Source organism: Janibacter cremeus, assembly GCF_029395675.1.
GTDB classification, from domain to species: domain Bacteria; phylum Actinomycetota; class Actinomycetes; order Actinomycetales; family Dermatophilaceae; genus Janibacter; species Janibacter cremeus_A.
The window spans coordinates 1,973,965-1,991,860 of record NZ_CP115184.1; the positions used below are offsets into that span (position 1 = coordinate 1,973,965).

At 73.2% G+C, this 17,896-nt stretch carries 21 protein-coding genes; 10 read left to right on the plus strand and 11 right to left on the minus strand.

What is annotated here, in order from left to right:
- Nucleotides 1–19: 19 nt before the first annotated feature.
- From O9K63_RS09225 to O9K63_RS09235, 3 genes are read right to left on the minus strand one after another with little or no spacing between them, the layout of a single operon-like run.
- Entirely contained in the window at nucleotides 20–685 is a 666-nt protein-coding gene (locus tag O9K63_RS09225) for a hypothetical protein (RefSeq protein WP_277237260.1), read from the minus strand.
- Nucleotides 682–1,671, minus strand: coding sequence for an NAD(P)-dependent oxidoreductase (locus O9K63_RS09230; protein ID WP_277237261.1), 990 nt, complete (start codon nucleotides 1,669–1,671; stop codon nucleotides 682–684). The genes O9K63_RS09225 and O9K63_RS09230 overlap by 4 nt, the downstream gene beginning before the upstream one ends.
- 60 nt (nucleotides 1,672–1,731) lie before the next feature.
- Nucleotides 1,732–2,085, minus strand: a complete 354-nt coding sequence (locus O9K63_RS09235) for an STAS domain-containing protein (protein WP_277237262.1) — start codon at nucleotides 2,083–2,085, stop codon at nucleotides 1,732–1,734.
- An 18-nt stretch (nucleotides 2,086–2,103) separates the two neighbouring features.
- On the opposite strand from O9K63_RS09235, the gene O9K63_RS09240 reads away from it, so the two are divergent.
- From O9K63_RS09240 to O9K63_RS09260, 5 genes are read left to right on the plus strand one after another with little or no spacing between them, the layout of a single operon-like run.
- A complete protein-coding gene (locus O9K63_RS09240; protein ID WP_277237263.1) occupies nucleotides 2,104–4,449 on the plus strand; it encodes a DEAD/DEAH box helicase in 2,346 nt (781 codons plus the stop codon).
- Nucleotides 4,449–4,982, plus strand: coding sequence for a hypothetical protein (locus O9K63_RS09245; RefSeq protein WP_277237265.1), 534 nt, complete (start codon nucleotides 4,449–4,451; stop codon nucleotides 4,980–4,982). Before O9K63_RS09240 ends, O9K63_RS09245 begins: the two co-directional genes overlap by 1 nt.
- Nucleotides 4,983–4,996: 14 nt before the next feature.
- Complete coding sequence (locus tag O9K63_RS09250) at nucleotides 4,997–5,707, plus strand: GAF and ANTAR domain-containing protein (RefSeq protein ID WP_277237266.1); 711 nt, start codon at nucleotides 4,997–4,999, stop codon at nucleotides 5,705–5,707.
- Nucleotides 5,704–6,411 (plus strand): GAF and ANTAR domain-containing protein, encoded by a 708-nt coding sequence (locus tag O9K63_RS09255; protein WP_277237267.1) that lies wholly within the window; start codon nucleotides 5,704–5,706, stop codon nucleotides 6,409–6,411. Before O9K63_RS09250 ends, O9K63_RS09255 begins: the two co-directional genes overlap by 4 nt.
- A complete protein-coding gene (locus O9K63_RS09260; RefSeq protein WP_277237268.1) occupies nucleotides 6,408–7,130 on the plus strand; it encodes a GAF and ANTAR domain-containing protein in 723 nt (240 codons plus the stop codon). The genes O9K63_RS09255 and O9K63_RS09260 overlap by 4 nt, the downstream gene beginning before the upstream one ends.
- A 14-nt stretch (nucleotides 7,131–7,144) precedes the next feature.
- On the opposite strand, the gene O9K63_RS09265 is transcribed toward O9K63_RS09260, so the two are convergent.
- From O9K63_RS09265 to O9K63_RS09275, 3 genes are read right to left on the minus strand one after another with little or no spacing between them, the layout of a single operon-like run.
- Nucleotides 7,145–7,573: an Rv3654c family TadE-like protein gene (locus tag O9K63_RS09265; RefSeq protein WP_277237270.1), complete on the minus strand. Its 429-nt coding sequence runs from the start codon at nucleotides 7,571–7,573 to the stop codon at nucleotides 7,145–7,147.
- Complete coding sequence (locus O9K63_RS09270; RefSeq protein ID WP_277237272.1) at nucleotides 7,560–7,892, minus strand: TadE family type IV pilus minor pilin; 333 nt, start codon at nucleotides 7,890–7,892, stop codon at nucleotides 7,560–7,562. Before O9K63_RS09270 ends, O9K63_RS09265 begins: the two co-directional genes overlap by 14 nt.
- 19 nt (nucleotides 7,893–7,911) lie before the next feature.
- Nucleotides 7,912–8,103, minus strand: coding sequence for a DUF4244 domain-containing protein (locus O9K63_RS09275; protein WP_277237274.1), 192 nt, complete (start codon nucleotides 8,101–8,103; stop codon nucleotides 7,912–7,914).
- 174 nt (nucleotides 8,104–8,277) lie between these two features.
- On the opposite strand from O9K63_RS09275, the gene O9K63_RS09280 reads away from it, so the two are divergent.
- A complete protein-coding gene (locus O9K63_RS09280) occupies nucleotides 8,278–9,729 on the plus strand; it encodes an alanine/glycine:cation symporter family protein (protein WP_277237276.1) in 1,452 nt (483 codons plus the stop codon).
- An 18-nt stretch (nucleotides 9,730–9,747) separates the two neighbouring features.
- On the opposite strand, the gene O9K63_RS09285 is transcribed toward O9K63_RS09280, so the two are convergent.
- The 5 genes from O9K63_RS09285 to O9K63_RS09305 all read right to left on the minus strand — a co-directional run bounded on the left by O9K63_RS09285 (nucleotide 9,748) and on the right by O9K63_RS09305 (nucleotide 13,959).
- Nucleotides 9,748–10,299: a type II secretion system F family protein gene (locus O9K63_RS09285; protein WP_277237277.1), complete on the minus strand. Its 552-nt coding sequence runs from the start codon at nucleotides 10,297–10,299 to the stop codon at nucleotides 9,748–9,750.
- Nucleotides 10,296–10,976, minus strand: a complete 681-nt coding sequence (locus tag O9K63_RS09290) for a type II secretion system F family protein (protein WP_277237279.1) — start codon at nucleotides 10,974–10,976, stop codon at nucleotides 10,296–10,298. Before O9K63_RS09290 ends, O9K63_RS09285 begins: the two co-directional genes overlap by 4 nt.
- Nucleotides 10,973–11,995 (minus strand): TadA family conjugal transfer-associated ATPase, encoded by a 1,023-nt coding sequence (locus tag O9K63_RS09295; RefSeq protein WP_277237281.1) that lies wholly within the window; start codon nucleotides 11,993–11,995, stop codon nucleotides 10,973–10,975. Before O9K63_RS09295 ends, O9K63_RS09290 begins: the two co-directional genes overlap by 4 nt.
- Nucleotides 11,996–12,009: 14 nt before the next feature.
- Nucleotides 12,010–12,738 (minus strand): hypothetical protein, encoded by a 729-nt coding sequence (locus O9K63_RS09300; protein WP_277237282.1) that lies wholly within the window; start codon nucleotides 12,736–12,738, stop codon nucleotides 12,010–12,012.
- 366 nt (nucleotides 12,739–13,104) lie between these two features.
- Nucleotides 13,105–13,959, minus strand: coding sequence for a Fic family protein (locus tag O9K63_RS09305; protein ID WP_277237283.1), 855 nt, complete (start codon nucleotides 13,957–13,959; stop codon nucleotides 13,105–13,107).
- A gap of 32 nt (nucleotides 13,960–13,991) precedes the next feature.
- Here O9K63_RS09305 and O9K63_RS09310 point away from each other — a divergent pair, with 32 nt between their 5' ends.
- Genes O9K63_RS09310 through O9K63_RS09325 form a run of 4 tightly spaced genes read left to right on the plus strand, consistent with a single transcriptional unit; the run spans nucleotide 13,992 to nucleotide 17,851 of the window.
- A complete protein-coding gene (locus tag O9K63_RS09310) occupies nucleotides 13,992–15,191 on the plus strand; it encodes a sensor histidine kinase (protein ID WP_277237285.1) in 1,200 nt (399 codons plus the stop codon).
- 10 nt (nucleotides 15,192–15,201) lie between these two features.
- Nucleotides 15,202–15,963: a LytR/AlgR family response regulator transcription factor gene (locus tag O9K63_RS09315; protein ID WP_277237287.1), complete on the plus strand. Its 762-nt coding sequence runs from the start codon at nucleotides 15,202–15,204 to the stop codon at nucleotides 15,961–15,963.
- Nucleotides 15,960–16,331 (plus strand): hypothetical protein, encoded by a 372-nt coding sequence (locus tag O9K63_RS09320; RefSeq protein ID WP_277237288.1) that lies wholly within the window; start codon nucleotides 15,960–15,962, stop codon nucleotides 16,329–16,331. The genes O9K63_RS09315 and O9K63_RS09320 overlap by 4 nt, the downstream gene beginning before the upstream one ends.
- Nucleotides 16,328–17,851: a cation acetate symporter gene (locus O9K63_RS09325; RefSeq protein WP_277237290.1), complete on the plus strand. Its 1,524-nt coding sequence runs from the start codon at nucleotides 16,328–16,330 to the stop codon at nucleotides 17,849–17,851. The genes O9K63_RS09320 and O9K63_RS09325 overlap by 4 nt, the downstream gene beginning before the upstream one ends.
- Nucleotides 17,852–17,896: the final 45 nt, after the last annotated feature.

Here is a 17,896-nt window from a genome sequence, read left to right on the forward strand (position 1 = left end):
GAAGGGGGCGCACCCCCCGTCAGACCCGCTCGGGCACCCGGTCGGGGACGGGCGGTCGCACGTGCTCGGTGAGCAGACCCAGCAGGCGCAGTCCGACCGCGCCGAGGAAGGCCAGGCCCGCCCCGAGCTCGATCACCTCCTCGAGCGTCTGCTGGACCCGCTCGGCCGCCACCGACCACGTGTGCGGGTCGATCGAGTCCGTGCCCACGGTCACGCACGCCAGGGCGACGCCGACGACGAGCAGGACCGTGGCCCAGCGGTCCGCGCGCATGCTGCGCACGACGAGTGGCAGCAGCGCCAGCCCGACCACCCCGACGAGCAGGAGGAGGAAGTCCCCCGGCGCCACCCAGGCCAGGAGCGGCAGCCGGACGTCGCGCGGGGCGAGGTAGCCGTCGCGCAGGCGCTCGTGGATCGCGAAGCGTTCGTCGAAGGCCAGGACGCAGAAACCGACGGCCAGCACAGCCAGACCGGCTCGCGGACGCAGGTCGCGCAGCCGCGCGACGAACCACGCGAGCGCGGAGAGGACCCCGGCCACGACGAGCGTCACCGACTGGAACCAGGTCATCGGCACCTGCTCCTGGGCGATCCACGCCCACCATGTCGGGTAGCGGGCGGCGAAGAGCAGCCCCGGGACGAGCAACCACGTCAGCAGCAGGGCGCCGAGCAGCACGGCCCGGGCGCTCATGCACTCCTCCGCCCGGTCAGCGCACCGGTCGTGACCACGTCGACCGGGGTGCCCCGGACCGCGGCGAGGACCGCCCGGCCGAACTGCTCCGCGCCGCGCTCGAGCACCTCGTCGCGCCACCAGGCGCTGTGGCCCGTCTGCAGGACCCTCCCCTCGGTGACGAGGTCGCACCCGGGGTCGAGCACGGCGTCGTCGACGCCGTACCCGCGCAGGTGGCCGGAGCGGATGGCCCTGCCCACCGCGCCGTCGTCGACCAGACCCGGTCGACCGATGTTGACCAGGAGCCCACCGGGACGCATGCGCTGCAGCTCCGGCGCGCCGAGGACGAGGGGTCGCTGCGGGTCGGTGGAGCAGCACAGCGCGACCGCGTCCGCACGCTCGAGCAGCTCGGCGGTGTGGGTCATGATCATCCCTCGCTCCTGGGCGGCGACACGAGCACCCGGGTCCGGGTCGCTGCCGATGACCCGCATGCCGATCCCGTCGGCGAGCCCCGCGAGGCGCGTGCCGATCCGACCCACGCCGATGATGCCCAGGGTGCGCCCGCCGAGCTCGATGCCCCGCAGGGAGGTCGCCGCGGGGACGAGGTCCCGGGAGCGGTCGTTGGCCAGGTGGATCCGCGCTGCCAGACCGAGCAGGAGGGCGAGCGCGTGCTCGGCCACGGCCGTGGTGGCGTACTCGGGCAGCACCGAGAGGCTCACCCCGTGGTCGTCGAGGAGGTCGAGGTCGATGTGCTCGTACCCGGTGGCGTACAGCACGATCCGGCGCAGTCGGGGACAGGCCCGCAGCAGGTCGGCGTCGAGGCGGGGCAGGGTGACGTTCGTCGTGGCCAGGACGGTGGCCGTGCGCAGCAGGTCGGCCGCCTCACGGCCGTCCGGCGCGTCCTTCCGGGTGACGAAGCCCAGCCTCGCGTGCTCCTGTATCTGCGCTGTCAGGGCCGCGGGCACCGATCGGGTGCCTGCGCGGCTGAGTACGACGACGTCCTCCACGTGTTCCTCCTGTGTCCGGGGGTTGGCCACCCAGACGCACGAGGTGCTCGCGTGGTTGCGTCAGCAGACCGGCGCCTCCGCCGCACCGACGGCGGACTCGAGGTCGGGCCGGATGTCCAGCAACCGGTCGAGGCCCGTGATGCCGAAGACACGCAGCACCCGTTGGTTCGAGGCGGCGACGGTCATGGTCCCGCCGTGGCGCGCCAGACGCTTGAGCCGACCGACGACGATCCCCAGCCCGGTGGAGTCGAGGAAGGTGACGTCGGTCAGGTCGAGGGTCAGCCGACGACGCCCGTCGGCGATGAGCGCCTCGAGGGCATCGCGCAGCACGGCGGCGGAGGTCACATCGATCTCACCAGCGACGTGGACGATGTGGACCTCCCCGGCTTCGCTGGTCGTGACGGAGATGGACACCGGCCTACCGTAGAGCACATGACCGCCCCCCGCCCAGAGGCCGACGAGCTGCTCGACCTGCTGACCCGCGGGCGCGAGGGGCGGCTGCGGCACGTCGAGCGCATCCCGGCCCGGCCGGCCACGGCGGTGGAGCTGCCCGACTGGGTGGCCCCACCCCTTCGCCAGTCGTTGGCCGGCGCCGGGATCCACCGGCTGTGGTCGCACCAGGCGAGCGCGGCGCAGGCGGCCCGGGAGGGCCGGCACGTCGTGCTCTCCACGGGGACCGCCTCGGGCAAGTCGCTCGGCTACCTCCTCCCGTCGCTCACGTCGGTGCTGGAGGGCCGGTCCGCGGCGAACGGCCGGGGCGCGACCGCGCTCTACCTCTCCCCCACCAAGGCCCTGGCCGCCGACCAGCTCGCCCGGTTGCAGTCCTGGGCGGTGCCCGGGGTCCGCGCGGCGACGTACGACGGGGACACCCCCACCGACGAGCGCCGGTGGATCCGCGACCACGCCGACGTCATCCTCACCAATCCCGACCTGGTGCACCACTCCCTGCTGCCGGGCCACCGCAGCTGGGCGCACGTCCTGCGGCGCCTGCGCTACATCGTCATCGACGAGTGCCACGTCTACCGGGGGATCTTCGGCTCGCACGTCGCGCTGCTGCTGCGCCGGCTGCGGCGGGTGGCGCGACGCTACGGCGCCGACCCGACCTTCGTCCTGGCCTCCGCCACCGTCGGCGATCCCGGCGGGCACGCCTCCCGGCTCATCGGTGACGACGTGCTCGCCGTGACCGAGGACGGGTCGCCGCGAGGAGCACTCACCTTCGGGCTGTGGCAACCACCGGAGGACGACGACGGGGGTCGGCGCTCCCCCACCACCGAGGCCGCCGAGCTCATGGCCGAGCTGGTGGGCCGGGACGTGCAGACGCTCGCCTTCGCCCGGTCGCGTTCGGGCGTGGAGGCACTGGCCTCGTCCGCGTCGCGGCAGGTCAGCATCGTCGACGAAGGGAGGATCGCCGCCTACCGCGGCGGGTACCTCCCCGAGGAGAGACGAGTCATCGAGCGCCGGCTGCGCGAGCGCGACCTGCTCGGTCTCGCGGCGACCAATGCCCTCGAGCTGGGCATCGACATCGCCGGCCTGGACGTCGTGCTCATGGCCGGGTGGCCGGGGCGGCTCGCCTCCGTGTGGCAGCAGGCGGGGCGCGCCGGTCGTGACGGGCGGGACGCCCTCGCCGTGCTGCTCGCCGCCGACGACCCCCTCGACTCGTGGGTCGTGGAGCACCCGGAGGCGGTCTTCTCGGCCCCGGTCGAGGCGAGCGTGCTCGACCCGATGAACCTGCGCGTGCTCGTCCCGCACCTGGCCTGCGCCGCCGCCGAGATCCCCGTGACGCTCGCCGACGAGGCGTGGTTCGGCGACTCCCTCGAGGGCGTGCTGGCCATGCTCGTGGAGCGCGGTATCCTGCGGGCCCGACCGGGCGGGTGGTTCTGGACCCGACCGGACCGGCCGGGTGAGCACGTCTCCCTGCGCGGCATCGGCGAGGTCGTCAGCATCGTCGAGGGGAGGTCCGGCCGGGTCATCGGCACCATCGACGAAGCGGCGGCGCACGCCCAGGTGCACACCGGGGCGGTCCACGTGCACCAGGGGCAGACATGGGTGGTCACCGACCTCGACCTCGAGGGCGCGACCGCCACGGTCGTGCGCGGCGACCCGGGGTGGACGACGCAGTCGCAGTCGGTGTCGGCCTTCGACATCGTCGCCGAGGAGAGCGGCGTCGACCACGGACCGGTGCGGGTCAGCTTCGGCCGGGTCGACGTGCGGCGGCAGGTGACCGGCTTCCTGCGGCGGCTGCCGGGTGGTGAGGTCCTCGGGACGCACCCGTTGGAGCTGCCCGAGCGCACCCTGTCGACGCGGGCCGTGTGGTGGACGATGACACCGGAGTCGTTGGCGGCGGCCGGGGTCGACGAGGTCGATGTCCCGGGAGCGGCGCACGCGGCCGAGCACGCCGCCATCGGGATGCTGCCGCTGCTGGCGACCTGCGACCGATGGGACATCGGCGGGGTCTCCACGGACTGCCACCCCGACACCGGACTGCCGACGATCATGGTCTACGACGGCCACCCCGGGGGCGCGGGCTTCGCGGCACGGGCCCACGAGCGGATCGAGCAGTGGCTGACGATGACCCGCGAGACGATCGCGGGCTGCGGGTGCGGCGCCGCCGGGTGCCCCGCCTGCGTCGTCTCCCCGAAGTGCGGCAACGGCAACGAGCCCCTCGACGCACCGGGAGCGGTGGCGCTGCTCGACCTGATGATCGGTGCGCTGCGCCCTACAGTTGGGACAGGGGCCCACTCGGGTCGCGCCACCCGACCAGCGGAAAGGACCTCGTGATGGTCGTCCTCGGACTCGTCCTCGTGCTGCTCGCCCTCCTCCTCGGGGCCGCCCTGATCACGGGGACCTCCGCCCCGGAGACCGTGGGGCAGGACGTCGACGTCCACGTCCTCGATGCCGTCACGTTCACCCTCAACCCGCTGACCCTCGTCATCTCCGGCATGGTCGTGATGTTCCTCCTGTGGCTCGGGCTGGTCCTGATCAAGACCACGCTGGCGCGCAAGGCCCGCCTGCGCCGGGAGCGCAAGGCGGCCGAGCTCGAGGCCCGCGACCGTCACCGGCGCGAGGAGGCCGAGGCCGCCGAGCGCGCGCGGCACGAGGAGGGGGAGCGCCAGCTCGAGGAGCGCCGCCTCCGGGAGGAGCGCCGCCTCGGGGAGGAACGCCGTGCAGGAGGGTCCACAGCGCTGCCCCCGAAGGAGAGCACCGCGACCTCGTCGACCGACGAGACACGCCCACTCCCTCGTGAGGGCGCCGGTGGGTCCACGCGTCCGTTCACCCGGGGGCCCGGCGGGCCGGGAGAGAACCAGCGGTAGGGAATGTTGACGTGATGGACGAGGACCGGGCGGTCGTACTCTCCCGACTGGCGCGGGGGGTGGCGGACCGACGGGCGGATGCGCCGTTGTCGGAGCGCCTGGCGGCGGTCTGCGCCGAGATCCTCGAGGCGGAGGGGGCCGCACTCACCATCGGCTTCGACGAGCAGAGCCGGCTGACGGTGGTCGCAGCGGACGAGGCGTCCGCACGGTTGGCACAGCTGCAGGACGTCATCGGCGAGGGCCCCGTGCCCGACGCGTACCGTGAGGGGAGACCCGTCGACGGGGACCTCGAGAGCCGCACGCGATGGCCCGTGCTGGCCGAGGCCGCGCGCGGCGAGCTGGGCCCCCTGCGGATCCTGGCGGTGCCGATGCGACCCGGAGGACGGATGATGGGCGCCCTCACCGTGCACCACACGGGCTCCTATCCACGCCACTTCGACCTGCGACGGGCGCAGTACCTGGCCGATGCGGTCGGCGCGGCGCTGCTGCGCGACCCGGAGTGGGAGACCGACGAGCAAGGGAGTCCGTGGGCCAGTCGCGCGCCGGTGTACCAGGCGACGGGGATGGTGATCGCCCAGCTGGGGATCGGTCCGGACGACGCGCTGGCCCTCCTCCGGGCCCACGCCTACACGCAGGATGTCGGTCTCAACGCGATCGCCGAACGCGTGCTGAGCAGAGAGCTCGACTTCAGCCAGATCGACATCTCCGGAAACGAGGACTCATGATCGCGCGAACCGCCGCCCAGTCGTTGGCCCAGACCACCTCGGCGCTGGTCGCCGAGCACGACACCCTGGACGTGCTGACCCACTTGGTGGACGACTGCGCCCGGGCCGTGAGCGCGGACGCGGTCGGCCTGGTGGTGAGCACCGGGCCCGAGGACCTGGAGCTGCTCGCCGCCACCTCGCACCGCGCGGCCGAGCTGGAGATCTTCCAGGTCGAGCAGACCGACGGTCCGTGCATCGACTGCATCCGCAGTGGGCAGCTCACCTCGGCGACCGGGCGCGAGGAGCTGCGCTCGCGCTGGCCGACGGTGGGCGGCGCGATCGTGGACGCCGGCTTCCTCACGGCGCACGCCCAGCCGTTGCGCTGGCGCAGACAGGTGCTCGGGGGACTCAACATCTTCCGCAGTCATCCGACGCCGTTGTCGCAGCACGACGCCGAGTGGGCTGTCGCGTTCGCCGACGTGGCCACCCTCGCTCTGGTGCAGGTGCCCTCGCTGGGCCTGACCGAGGTGTACGAGCGCACCGCGGAGGTCCTGCGCGAACGGGTGGTGATCGAGCAGGCGAAGGGGGTCCTGGCACACACCGAGGGCGTGGACATGGCCACCGCCTACCGCCGCGTCGTCGACCGTGCCGCGGCCGACGGGAGGAGCGTGACGGAGGTGGCGGAGCAGGTCGTCGCCGACGCGCAGCGGCGGAGCACGACGTGACGGACCCTGGCGACGGTCCCGGTGCAGACGCCAACGGCACCGCGGATGCGCGGTTCGCTGCGGTCGTGCGGGCCCTGCACGCCGAGCAGGGCATGCAGGACACGCTCCAGCGAGCCGTGGACGTCGCGGTCGAGCTCTTCCCCGGGTGCGACCACGCGTGCGTGTCGCTGGTGCACCGCAGCCACCGGATCGACACCCCCGCCTTCACCGACGAGGCCGCCCGTCGCGGCGACGAGCTGCAGTACCGCCTGCAGGAGGGACCCTGCCTGGATGCGATCTGGACCGAGGACACGGTCCACAGCCGGGACCTGACCACCGAGGAGCGGTGGTCCACCTGGGGTCCGCTCGCGGCCGACGAGCTGGGGATCCGCTCGATGCTCTGCTTCCAGCTCTTCACCAGCCGCGACAGCCTGGGAGCGCTGAACCTGTACGGGGACAGGACATCGGCGTTCAGCGAGGCCGACGTCACCATGGGGTACGCGCTGGCCGCCCACGTGTCGATCGCCCTGGCCGGCGAACGCGACCTCAGTGACGCCAACCTGGCCATGGCCGGCAAGATCCTCATCGGGCAGGCCGAGGGCATCCTCATGGAGCGGCATGCGCTCAGTGGCCAGCAGGCGTGGGAGGCGCTGGCCCGCATCGCCGTCAACGAGCAGATCAGCATGGAGACCGCTGCCGCGCAGGTGATCGAGGACCGCGCGGACCGACGTCCTCGGTGACGGGAAGCACGCGGTCAGCCATCGGCGGGGACGGTTCCTGCAGGGCCCGCCCGGGCCGTGCCCTCTGCATGACCAGAACCGATCCCGGTGAGACGGTGGCCGATCCGCACGGACGTCGTCACGGTCACGACTCCTCTCGGGTCGACGGAGCAGGCCAGCACCCGCGCCTCGTGGCGGCGGGCGATCCGGTCGGCCTGACCACAGGCGGCAGCCGGGTCCGCTCCTTCCTGGAAGTGGCCCGCGGCCGCGAGCGCGCCGAGGTCCGCTGCGGCGCGGGCCACGTGCATCGAGCGCACGGCGTCCAGGACCGCCAGTGCGCCGAGGGTCACCGTGAGCACGGCCGCGATCAACCCGACGGCGAGCACCGTCGCGGACCCGGTCTCGCCGGGACCGCACCGTACAGCGGTGCGCGGCCGTTCGGCCCGGAGCTCATGGTGCGACATCGACCGACTCCGTGCGGGCGGTGGAGGAACATCGCGTGTCCGGCCCGATCCAGGCCACTCCGGCCGGCGCAGGCGCCACCACGGTGACCGTCACGTGGTCATCGGCCCGCGCGATCTCGACGGTCGCCGACCCCGGTGCGGCTTGCCGGGCGTCCCGCACGGCCCGGGCGGAGGACTCGGCCCTGGCCAACTCACGGACGGCGACCCTCGCAGCGTCGACGCACCGGACCTGATCGACGCCCCAGGCGAGGGCCGACAGGCAGGTCACGAGGACGAGGACGACCGCAGGGAAGGTGAGGGCCAGCTCGGCCGTCACCATCCCCGCGTCGTCGATCGTCCTAGCGGATACCGAGCGCCTCGAGGATGACACCGGAGAGTCCTGACTCGACCGACCCGGACTTCACGACCGCCAGCAGCACGATCGCGAAGGTGCACGCGGCCAGTGTGCCGACCGCGTACTCGGCGGTGGTCATACCGGCCTCGCGGGCCCGGTGTACCCGGTGACGCCATCGCACGATGCTTCTCTTCATGGGGTGCTCCTCACCTCGGGCGGCGCGGGGTGCGCCGCGGTGAGGTCCACCCTTCGCCGACTGACCGGTCCGCGGGCGCCGGACGGAAAACCTGTGCACGGCGAGTGGGTGCGGCCGCCGGGTGTGGACCGCCCCGGCTCCCGTCCCGCGGCCACGTGAGCCTAGGGTGCGCGCATGGAATCCGTGACCGATGCCGTCGTCGGGCTCAACGACATCTACTGGTACCTCGTCATTGTCCTGCTCGTCGTCGCCGGGTTGACCTTCACCATCTGGTCCGTGGTGGTGCAGATCCGCTTCGTGCCGGAGATGTTCCGCACGATCGTCGAGCGGCCAACGGGCACGAAGGACGAGGACAGCATCTCGCCCTTCCGCGCCTTCACGATCTCGGCGGCCTCCCGCGTGGGCACCGGCAATGTCGCCGGTGTGGCGATCGCCATCACCCTCGGCGGCCCGGGCGCGGTGTTCTGGATGTGGATGCTCGCGCTCATCGGCGGCGCGACCGCCTTCGTGGAGTCCACGCTCGCCCAGCTGTACAAGGTCCGTGGTGGCGACAGCTACGTCGGCGGTCCGGCCTACTACATCCGTGACGGTCTCCGGCTGCCGTGGCTGGCCGCCATCTTCGCCGTGCTCATCACCGTCACCTACGGTTTCGTCTTCAACTCGGTCCAGGCGAACTCGATCTCCGCCTCCGTCCAGGGCAACGTCGGCGGCAACAGCACGGTGACCGCATGGGCCGTCGGCCTGGGACTCGCCGTCATCACCGCCGTGGTCATCTTCGGCGGTGTCCGCCGGGTCTCCGCGGTCACCGAGGTGATCGTGCCGCTCATGGCGGTCGCGTACATCGCCGTCGCGCTCGTCGTGGTCGCGATCAACATCCAGCACGTCCCCGCGATGTTCAGCCTCATCGTGGAGCACGCGCTCGGGTTCCGCGAGATCGCCGGCGCCGCCTTCGGTGCGGCCGTCATGCAGGGCATGCGCCGCGGCCTCTTCTCCAACGAGGCAGGCATGGGTTCGGTGCCCAACGCCGCCGCGACCGCATCCGTCTCGCACCCGGTCAAGCAGGGCCTCGTCCAGACGCTCGGCGTCTACTTCGACACGATCCTCGTCTGCTCGGCGACTGCGTTCGTCATCCTGCTGAGCGACCCGTCCTTCGGCCTGGACGACCCCGAGGGCATCCAGCTGACGCAGAGCGCCCTGCAGGGCCAGGTCGGTGACTGGGCGGGGCCGTTCCTGTCCGTGGTGATCTTCTTCCTCGCGTGGTCCTCGGTGCTGGGCAACACCTACTACGGCGAGGCCAACATCCGTTTCCTCAGCGGCTCCGGGCGCATGCTCACGGCCTTCCGGGTGCTGGTCCTCCTCTGCGTCGTCGGCGGGTCCCTCGGCTCGGTGGCGCTCGTGTGGAGCCTGGCCGATCTCTTCATGGGCCTGATGGCGACCATCAACCTCATCGCCATCCTGCCCCTGGCCGGACTGACGATGGCGTTGCTGAGGAACTACAGCGAGCAGAAGGCGCAGGGACACAACCCGGTCTTCCACCGCGAGGACCTGCCGCAGGCACGAGGGGTGATCCTCTGGGACGACGCGGACATCGAGGTCTGGACCAGGGACAAGGAACCGGCCCGGTAGACGTCGCCCTCGCCCTCCTCACGACAGCTGGGTCCCGACCAGCACGGCGACGAGGGGCACCACCGCGGTCGCGACGAAGGCCGGCAGGAAGCACAGCCCCAGCGGGAGCACGAGCATGACCGCGGCCGTGCCACCGGCCTGCTCGAGGCGCCGGGACTCCGTCTCGCGCAACGTCGTCGCCGCGTCGAGGAGCACCGTGGCCGAGGGCGCACCGACGGCATCGGCGACGACGAAGGCGGTCGCCGTGGGGCCCCACACGGCACGGGCGTATCCCCAGGCCTGCCCCATCGGGCGTCCCCAGCGAAGGGCGGCCCCCACCCGGGTCAGGTCCTCCGCGGCTCCGGGCGCGGCCACCTCCGCGACCTCCTCGAGGGCCTGGACGAGGCCGCGGCCGGACTTCAGTGCCAGGGCGAGCAGGACACTGGCGTCCGCCACGTCCTCGACGGTGACACCGACTCGTGCCGCAGAGCGCCGCGGGTCGGCACCACATGACCACCACGCACGTCGCGCGGAGGTCCCGGGCCAGACGATGACCGCCGCGAGCACGAGCACCACGACCACCCCGCTCACCGGTGCACCTCGGCGGCCACGGCCCGGGCGAGCACCCACCGGCAGACGAGCCAGCCGACGCCGGTCAGACCCAGCCCGACGGCCGCGCTGACCATCGTCGCGACGCTGTGGCCGTACACCTCCCAGGGCGTGAGGCCGAAGGTGAGCCCGGCCAGCATCCCGACGAGCGGCAGCAGGGTGAGCATCCGCATCGTCGCCCGCGCACCGGAGGTCGCCGCGTCGAGCCGGCGCCGCGCCTGGACCTGCGCCCGCAGCACCTGGGCGCTCGTCGTCATCGACGGCGCCAGGGCCACGCCCAGGTCCTCGCTGAGGGTCCAGGCACCCGCGAGTGCGTTCAGCTCGGGTCGCTCCAGGGCGTGCGTGCGCCACACCTCGCCTGCGCGACCGCCCGAGGACAGCTGGTCGTGCACCTCGGCGAGGACGCCGGCCCACGGCTGCGGTGCCTCCCCCGCGACGATCCGTACCGCCGTGGTCGGCGTCGCGCCGGAGCGCAGTGTCATGGCGAGCAGGTCGGCGACGCGGGCCAGGCCCTCGAGGTCGACCAGGGGTGAGCCGCGCCGGCCGGGCCGCCATCCCACGCGCAGCCGTGGCTCGCCACCGGGGACTCCCGCGGCGGCAGCCCGCCCGGGCCAGCACAGCGCCGCGACGAGGACCAGCATGACGACGAGCAGGCTCACGACGTCGCACCCGGGAGCGTGCCGATGGAGTCCACGACGCGCCGACCGCCGACCCGCCGCAGGTGGACGACCACCTCAAGGGCACTGACCACCTGCGCGCGCACGGCGTCACGACTCATCCCGGCCAGCGCCCCGAGTGCCTCCAGGCGGCTCATCACGTCCTCCGCACGGTTGGCGTGGAGGGTGCCACAACCCCCCTCGTGCCCCGTGTTGAGTGCGAGGAGCAGATCGCGCACCTCGGCCCCACGCACCTCACCGACCACGAGGCGGTCCGGTCTCATGCGCAGGGCCTGGCGCACGAGGTCGACCATCGTCACCTCGCCGGCACCCTCGGTGTTCGCCGAGCGCGCCTGCAGCAGGACGACGTGCGGATGATCCACCTGGATCTCACCGACGTCCTCGACGACGAGCAGTCGCTCGTGCGCCGGGACCTCTGCCAGGAGGGCGGCCAGCAGCGTCGTCTTGCCCGTGCCGGTCCCGCCGGTGATGACGTGGGCGCGCCGCTCGGCGACGACCTCGCGCAGCTGCCCGGCCTGCAGCGGCGTGGCCATCCCGAGGTCGACCAACCGGTCCAACCCGCCGCCGCGGTGCCGTGGGATGCGCAGGCTCAGGTGTGGGCCGCCGGCGACGAGCGGCGGCAGCACCGCGTGCAGGCGGATGCCGCGGGGCAGCAACCCGTCCACCCACGGCTGGGCATCGTCCAACCGCCGTGCGGCCATCGCCGCGAGCCGCGTCGCCAGCCGGCGCACGGCAGCGGCGTCACCGACCTCGACGCCCACGGCTCGGGTGACGCCCGCACCGCGATCGACCCACACCGAGCCGTCTCCGTTGACCAAGACGTCCGTGACGCTCTCGTCCGCCACCAGCGGCTCGAGCACCCCCAGCCCCATCAGCTCGGCCTGCAGCTCGTCCGAACGTCGTCGGGCACCCGCGACGCCCAGCCGCACCGCCTCGGAGTGGGCCACGTCCGCGATGGCCGAGTCGTCCGGCGTCCGTCCGGCCCGTACCTGCGCGTCCATGGCACTCGACCACCTCACGAGACCAGCCCCAGCACCCCGTCGGCCCGGACACCGGCATCGGCAACGCCCGTGACGGGCAGGGACTCCACCACCACGCGAGCCACCTCACCGACCGCCCCGCGGGGCCGTGGCGCGCGGCCACGGGCCTCGTCCCGCAGGACCCCGGGATCGTCGGCGCAGTGCTCCAGCAGCGGCAGGCCCAGGTGGTCCGCGGCTCGCGCGGCCACCCGCTCGGCCCGGCGCGGGCCGCGGGTGACCACGAGGGTCCGGTCGGACAGGTCACCCAGGCCGGCGGCCCACCGCTCACCATCCCGCAACCAGCGCGGGCGCACCCCGACGAGCCCGACGGCGACGTCCACGAGCCGGCACAGCTCCTCGGGCAGCACGGGTCCGGGGGGCGCGTCGAGGACGACGGGCCCGATGGCGGTCAGGGCCTCGACGACCGCCGCGGTCGTCGCGGCGGACGGCCGTGCCCCTCGGGCCGCGAGCGCCGGTACCGGCCCTGCCGGGAGTCGCCGCCGCAGCCCCTCGGCATCAACCGGTCCCTCGTGGTCGGCGAGGTCGCCCCACCGCAGCCCCTCGAGGTGCTCGACCGCCAGGGTCGCGTCCAGCCCCCCACCCCGGAAGTCGGTGTCGACGAGCGTCGGCGCACAGCCGCGGCCCAGGACGGTGCCGGTGACGGCGGTGAGAGTCGAGGCGCCCAACCCGCCGGAGGCGCCGGTCACGAGGATCACGGGGTGCATGCCCTCGAGGCTGCCGCCCTGCCGGGCCGCCCACGGCCGTCACCGCCACCCTGGGGAGAACCGTGTCCCCTCGTGCCTGCTTGTGGACACGGGCGTCGGAATGGACACGGGCACCGGGATGGACACGGGCACCGGGACAAAGGACGGCCCCGGCGGGGGAGCGCCGGGGCCGTCAACGCTCGGACTCCGGGGGGAGGGAGCCGCGCGTCGCCGCTCAACCCTCAGGGAGCGGCTATGTCCAACTTTATCGGACTCCGAACGCAACGCAATTCCAAACGACTGTCACATTTGCGACGGGTGTTCACGCGCCCGGAGGGCCCTCCGGGGGAACCCGGGCAGGCGGTCGGGAAGGTCGCCGGGAAGGCCTCAGCCGATGCGTCCGGCCCGGACCGAGTCGGCGATCCGCCACCCCTCCTCGGCGCCGGCCACGAGCGAGTCCCCGCAGTGCTTCAACCACAGCACCAGACCCGGCTGGCCCCCGTGGACGTAGCCGTTCAACGAGCCGAGGTAGGCCGGGCCCCCTTCGTGCCCGTGCCCGGCCTCGGGAACGGCGACACCGGTCGGGTCGAGCCCGGTCTCCGCGATGAGGGCGCGCTCCACGGCGCGGGCGACGAGGCCGTTGCCCACGACGAAGGGACGCACCGTGGTGATCTCCGCGTGGACGATCGAGGCGACGACGAGCGCTGGGGCCTCGCTCGCGCCCTGCATGAGCTCGATGATGCCGTTCAGGCGGTCGCGCAGCTCGGCGCCGGTGGGGGCCGTACCCAGGTCGGCGAACTCCTCGCAGCCCTCCCCCGCGCGACGCGGCCGGCCCAGCTGGTCGTGGTCGTCGACGAGCTGGACCGCCGCGACGGTGTGCAGCCGGGCCAGCGCCTGGCCGGGCGAGCGGGTGATGAGCTGGCCCAGGTGCTCCGTCTCGGCCGTCGCGGAGATCGCCCCGTGGATGACCCGCTCCGCGGGGTCCGGGTGCGGGTTGCGCTCACGGGCGCCTCGCATGAGGTCACGCACGATGGAGGCTGTCGACCGGGCCCCGTCGAGCTCGGCACTCGCCCACGCGCCCCGCACCCGCGACTCGGCGGCCGCCTCGGGGATGCGCCGCCGCAGAGCCTCGTGCCACCGCAGCTGCGTACACACCTCCCGGGCCTTCGCGGACGCGTCGGCGACCTCGGGCAGGGCGGCGATCGTGGTCAGTGCGGACAGGAGGGGACTGGAGTCGGCCACCCCCACAGCGTAGGCCGCACTAGTCTGCGCCCATGGCCGCCGGACTGCACCTTCCCACTGTGGTGGTCGTCTCAGGGGCCTTCATCGCCTTCGGTCTGGTCATCGCGTTCCTGCGCTGGAGACGCCACCGCCCGGGGTTCATCTCGGTCACCGACCAGGCGACGTACGAGACCCTGCACACGGCGTCGGTGGCAGCACGTCACCTCGCCGACGGGTTCACCGACGAGGGCTGCGAGCGGGCGGCCCCCTTCCTGCGGGCGATGCTCGCCACGCCCGCCCTGGCGATCTGCGACCGGACCAGTGTGCTCGTCTGGGACGGCGAAGGGAGGCACCACCTGCCCGGCGTCATGGACCAGGGGCAGTCGGTCTTCTCCTCCGGACGGACGCTCGTCCTCGGGCCGGAGTCGGTCACCTGCAGCTCGCTGGAGTGCCCGGTGCGCTCGGCCGTCCTCGCCCCGGTGTCCGTCGAGGGCCGGGTGATCGGGATGATCGCCGGGTTCGGACCGGCGGCGTCCGCAGGTCTCGCCCGCGCCGCGGAGGAGGTCGCCTCGTGGGTGGCCACCCAGGTCGAGCTGGCCGAGCTCTCCCACCAGCGCACCCGCGCCATGGAGGCCGAGCTGCGTGCCCTGCGTGCCCAGATCTCACCCCACTTCATCTACAACAGCCTCGCGGCGATCGCCTCGTTCGTGCGCACGGACCCGGGTCGCGCCCGCGAGCTGCTGCTCGAGTTCGCCGACTTCACCCGTTACGCCCTGCGACGCGACGGCGCCTTCACCACCGTCAGCGAGGAGCTGCGCAATGTCGAGCGCTACCTCGTCCTCGAGCAGGCCCGCTTCGGCGAGCGTCTCGGCATCACGCTGAAGGTCGCGCCCGAGGTGCTCCCGGTCCGGGTGCCCTACCTCGCCATCCAGCCCCTCGTGGAGAACGCCGTGCGCCACGGGCTCGCCCCCAAGGAGGGACCCGGGCACATCACCCTGAGCGCCATCGACCACGGCACCGATGCCGAGTTCGCGGTCGACGACGACGGCGTCGGGGCCGACCCCGAGGCCATCCGCAAGATCCTCGACGGGCAGTCACGCACCGACTCCGTCGGGCTGGGCAACGTCGACGCCCGGCTGCGCCAGGTCTACGGCGAGGAGTTCGGGCTCGTCGTCGACACGGCACCGGACGCAGGCATGCGGGTCTCGTTCCGGGTACCCAAGTACTCGCCCGCCCTCGAGGAACCGGCCTAGTGTGGTCCCCATGTCGCGAGCGTCACTCCCCGGGCTGACCGTCCTCGTCGTCGACGACGAGGCCCCGGCACGCAACGAGGTCGCCTGGCTGCTCGACCAGGACGGCCGGGTCAGTCGTGTCCTCACCGCCTCCAGCGGCACGGCGGCACTCGCCGCGCTCGAGCGCGAGCAGATCGACGTCGTCTTCAGCGACATCGCCATGCCGGGCCTCGACGGCATGGCCCTCGCCCGCGTCATCCGACGCTTCGCGGAGCGACCCCGGGTCGTCTTCGTCACGGCCTACGACACCCACGCCGTCGACGCCTTCGACCTGGACGCGGTGGACTACCTGATGAAGCCGGTGCGCCCGGAGCGGATCGGCGAGGCGGTCCGACGCTGCCTCGCGTCCGCCGAGCGGGAGACGGGGACCCCCGAGATCGGCGAGTCCGACGAGACGATCCCGGTCGAGCTCGGCGGGGTGACGCGCTTCATCCCACGCAGCGAGATTCGGTGGGTGCAGGCCCAGGGTGACTACGCCCGGCTGCACACACCGTCGGGCTCGCACCTCGTGCGCATCCCGCTGGCCACGCTCGAGGACCGGTGGGCCGAGGCCGGGTTCGTCCGGATCCACCGCTCGACCCTCGTCTCCACCCGGCACATCAGCGAGGTCCACAACGACGGCGGACGCTGCTCGGTCGTCGTCGACGGCAACGAGCTGCAGGTGAGCCGCCGGCACACCCGGGCGCTGCGCACCACCCTGCTGCGTCCCCGCACCGACTCCGTCGACGGGTGACGCCCCCACCGGAGCGGGTCCGGGTCACCCGCACCCGCAGGAACGCCGAGAGCGACTACCCGCGCACGGTCCGCGAGGAGATCGTCGGGGAGTCCGGGCTCGGGGCGACGTATGTCTCCTCGCTCATGCGCGCCCAGCTCCATCTCACGCTCGGGGTGCTCGCGGTCGGCGTGATGACCCTCGGCGCCCTCCCGCTGATCTTCGCGCTCGTCCCGCCCGTACGGTCGCTGTCCGTACTCGGGATCCCGGTCGCCTGGCCCGTCCTCGGTGTGGTCGTCTACCCCGTCGTCGTGCTCGTCGCCCGGTGGTACACCCGCTCCGGTGAGCGGCTGGAGGCGGAGTTCGAGGACCTCGTGAGCCGCCGGTGAGCGACCCGCTGAGCGTCGCCGCGATCGCCGTCGTCTGCATCACCACCCTCGCGCTCGGGGCCCTGGGGCTGCGGCTGGCGACGGGGACGAGCGACTTCTACGTGGCCGGTCGTGCCGTCACCCCGTGGCGCAACGCGAGCGCCATCGGGGGCGAGTACCTCTCCGCCGCGAGCTACCTCGGTGTCGCCGGACTCGTCTACGAGAACGGCGTCGACATGCTGTGGATGCCCGTCGGGTACACGGTCGGGTACCTCGTCCTGCTCGTCTTCATCGCCGCGCCCCTGCGCCGGTCCGGCGCGTACACGCTCCCGGACTTCGCCGAGTCCCGGCTGGAGTCCTCGACGCTGCGGCGCGGCTGCGCGCTGCTCGTCGTCGGCATCGGGTGGCTCTACCTCCTGCCGCAGATGCAGGGAGCCGGCCTGGCGCTACGGCACGTCTCCGGGCTGCCCACGTGGGTGGGTGTCACCGTCCTCACCGTGATCGTCACCCTCAACGTCGCCTCCGGCGGCATGCGGGCGGTCACCCTCGTGCAGTCGGTCCAGTACTGGATCAAGCTGTCGGCCATCGCCGTCCCCGCCTTCGTCCTGCTCGCCGTCTGGGCGCAGTCGGGGGCGCCGCCACCGCAGGCCGATGACTCCTGGTGGGAGCCGCTCACCTCGACCGAGCCGGTGACCCGCTCGCTCTTCACCACCTACAGCACCCTCGCCGCCCTGTGCCTGGGCACCATGGGGCTGCCGCACATCGCCGTGCGCTTCTACACCAACCCCGACGGTGTGGCTGCCCGCCGCACGACGGTCGCCGTGCTGGCGCTGCTCGGGCTGTTCTACCTCTTCCCACCGGTCTACGGCTTCCTCGGGCGGGCGTACCTCGACGCCCCCGACCTGCTCAACGACCCCGGCCGCACGGTCGTCCTCGCCCTCCCCGGGGCGATGCTGCCCGGCCTCGAGGGGCGGCTGCTGACGGCCCTCGTCGCCGGCGGCGCCTTCGCCGCCTTCCTCTCCACCGCCTCGGGCGTGACCATGTCGGTGGCGGGAGCGATCGACCAGGACGTCATCCGCCCCCTCCTGGGCCGACTGACCAAGAGCGATGCGACGCCCGCCGGTTCCTTCCGTCTCGCTGCCGGGATCGGGGTGCTCGCCCCCTTCGCCGTGGCGGCCTCGACCGCGCCGGTGGGGATCTCGTCCGCGGTCGGCCACGCCTTCGCCATCGCGGCGGCCACCTTCGCCCCCCTGCTGATCCTCGGCGTCTGGTGGCCCCGGCTGACGGCGAAGGGGGCCGCCGCCGGGGTCTTCGTCGGTGGCCTGACCACGGGGGCCGCGGCGCTGGCCTCCGTCCTCGGCCTCGTCCCGGACGGTTGGACCGGCGCGCTCGTCGCCGCGCCGACCGCGTGGGCGACCCCGCTCGCCTTCGTCGTCACGGTGCTGGTCTCGCTGGCGACCCCCGGGTCGCGCCCCCGCCGCTGGGCGCGCACCATGGCCCGGCTGCACACGCCCGAGGAGGTCTTCGCCGACGCGCGCTGACCGCTCGTCGCAGCCGGGCCACCGCTCATCGCGGCACACCCTCCC